Here is a 1,199-nt window from a genome sequence, read left to right on the forward strand (position 1 = left end):
ATCATACACAATTACGTTGGCAGTAATATGAACAATAACAAATCTACCGAATGAAATCATTCAGCAAGGCCTTTCTAATTCTGATGCTATTGTACAGTTGTAAAAACAACGACAATAATTATTTAAACTCTTTTACAGTCACTAAAGACACATTATTAATTCGGACTCAAAAACAAAAAGGTGAAAAACTATTTCCATTAGGAGCTGGTCCTATAGAATTTAAAAAGCAGACAGATACGTTCCCCTATCCAATTAAATATCCTAACCAAATTCAAGATGCTGAACGTTTTTTATTGGAGCCTGATTTTCAAGAAAAAGAACATTATTATGTTGATATAATAAAAGGAATTAAAAATGGACAGAAAGTATATGCGATTGATGGAAATAATAACAAAGATTTAAGTGATGACAAGCTTAGACCAATTGAAGAAATGAAATGGGATTCAACTGCAAAACTAGTAAAGTGCAGGTATTTAATCTCAAATGGAAATAAAATGGTAACCGACTCATCGTGGATAAAAATCGGATTAGTCAATAATCGCTTGTTTTTAGGTAGAAGCGAACATTTGACTGCAAAGTTAAATATTGATACTAATGATTATGAAATTGGAATTATTGAATACAGAAATGCCAAAAGCTTTACTTATGGCATAGATTCTGAAATATCATTAATATCTCGTAATGGTGAGAGAATAGATTCTATAGGTAGACGAGATTTTAGGAAATTAGGAGAGTTTTTAAACCTTGATGGTCTACATTATAAATTCGATAGTATTTCAAATAATGGAGAGTATATTAGACTTATAAAAGAAATTAATATTGAATCTAAAATTGGAACTCAAGTTGGTATGATTGCGCCTGCATTTAATATTGTTACCACAGAAGGAGATACGATTAGCAGCACAAATTTGAATAATAAAATAACAGTAATCGCTAATTCATGCGGCTGTGGTGGAGATGTCGAGTCAACAAACGCTTTCTATGAAATTCAGAAAAATTATAAGAATATAAATATTCTTCATATAGATTCGAACATTAAAACAAATTCGGACGGTCTACACATTGATATGCAGAATGCATTTAACCAAGATTTTTATGATAAATATAGGATGCAATATTGTTCAAGAATATGTTATGTAATTGGAACTGACAACAGAATAATGGACAAATTCTTAATTACGGACTGGAAAAATAACCTA

Annotated in this window: 1 protein-coding gene; it reads left to right on the forward strand. The window is 30.1% G+C overall.

Going from position 1 to position 1,199, the window contains the following annotated elements:
* Positions 1-50 precede the first annotated feature (50 nt).
* On the forward strand, positions 51-1,199 hold a 1,149-nt coding region (locus tag ACU8DI_RS15325), incomplete at its 3' end, for a hypothetical protein (RefSeq protein ID WP_447113668.1).

This window comes from Psychroserpens sp. BH13MA-6, assembly GCF_052983595.1.